The following is a 1,705-nucleotide window of genomic DNA, read 5'->3' on the forward strand; positions in this document are numbered from 1 at the left end:
CACTCACCACACCCGCACGAACCGCCAACTCCGGCTCACCCGTCGCCAGCGCAGCAGCAATCACCGACACCGACACCGCACCCAGACCCGCACCCAGACCCGCACCCGAATCCGAATCCGCATCCGCATCCAGATCCAGATCCAGATCCAGATCCAGATCCAGCATCACCAGCTGACCCGGATTCTCCGACTGCGCGGAACGCAACAGACCCCGCACCGCACTACCCGGAAGATCCCGGACACCCGAACCGGCCCCAACCGCCACCGCACCCGACGTCAGCCACACCAACCGCGTCCCGGCGAAACGCTCATCCGCCAGCCACTCCCGCACGAACGCCAGCGCGGCATTCACCGCCGTGTGAACGGCGCCCGCCGTGTCTTCGTCACCCCGCACCTCGGCGAACGGCAGCACGAAGACGGCGTCCGGTACCGGCTCACCCGCCGCCAGCGCCGTGGCGAAGGCGGCCACGTCGGCGTACTCCGAGACCTCGGCACCCGCGCCGCGCAGGCCGATCTCATCCCGGCCCAGCACCGCCCACCGCAGCTCCGCGGGAGCGACCGGCACGGTCGTCGCCGGTACCCATTCGACGCGGAACAGCGACTCCAGGTGCGCGCCGTCGGCCGCGTTGACCTGGTCCGCCGAGGCGGGACGCAGGGTCAGCGACTCCACGGACGCCACCGGACGCCCGGTCTCATCCGCGACCAGCAGCGCCAGGGTGTGCCGGTCGTTCGCGGAGTGCGGCGTCAGGCGCATGCGCAGCGAAGCGGCGCCCACGGCGTAGAGGGAAACGCCGGCCCACGAGAACGGCAGCAGCGCACCGGAAGCGTCCTGCTCGGCGGTGTCGCCGTGGCCGATCGCGTGCAGGCCCGCGTCGAGCAGCGCCGGGTGCAGCCCGAACCTGGCCGCTTCCCGCTGCTCGCCCTCGGGCAGCGTCACCTCGGTGAACAGCTCGTCACCGCGTCGCCAGGCCGCCTTCAGGCCCTGGAACAGCGGCCCGTACGAGACTCCGCCCTGGGCCAGGTCCCCGTACAGCCCGTCGATGGCGACGGGTACGGCGCCGGACGGCGGCCACTCGGCCAGCTCACCGAACCCCTGCGCGGCCTCCGGCCGGGCGCCGGCCGCCAGCACACCGGATCCGTGACGCGTCCAGGACTCCTCGGCGAGGGCGTCGCGGCGACGCGAGTACACGGCGAACGGGCGACGGCCGGGCTCCGTGGGCGCCTCGACGACCAGCTGGAGCTGGACCGCACCGCGCTCGGGCAGGACGAGCGGCGCCTCCAGCGTCAGCTCCTCCACCACATCGCAGCCGACCTCGTCGCCGGCACGGATCGCCAGGTCGACGAAGGCCGTACCGGGCAGCAGCACGCTGCCGTGGATCGTGTGATCGGCGATCCAGGGGTGGGTGTCGAGAGACAGCCGGCCGGCGAGGAGGACCCCATCCGAGTCGGCGAGCGTCACCGCCGCACCCAGCAGCGGGTGCCCGGCGTCACCGAGCCCGATCGACTCCGGGTCCCCGGCGGCGAACGCAGCCGCGTTGGGCCAGAACCGACGGCGCTGGAAGGCGTACGTCGGGAGGTCGACGCGCCGGGCGCCGGTGCCTTCGAAGCAAGCGGTCCAGTCGACGGTGACGCCGTGGGCGTGTGCCTGTGCGAGGGCGGTGACGAGGCTCTCGGCCTCGGGTCGGCCGCTCCGCAGGACGGGGGC

General features: G+C 73.1%; 1 protein-coding gene. It reads right to left on the reverse strand.

Features of this window, described 5'->3' with window-relative positions:
* Positions 1-1,705: SpnB-like Rossmann fold domain-containing protein (locus ABTY04_RS40860; RefSeq protein ID WP_352218497.1), on the reverse strand; the 1,705-nt coding region annotated here is incomplete at both ends.

Source organism: Streptomyces sp. NPDC097981, from assembly GCF_040302565.1.
Lineage (GTDB): Bacteria > Actinomycetota > Actinomycetes > Streptomycetales > Streptomycetaceae > Streptomyces.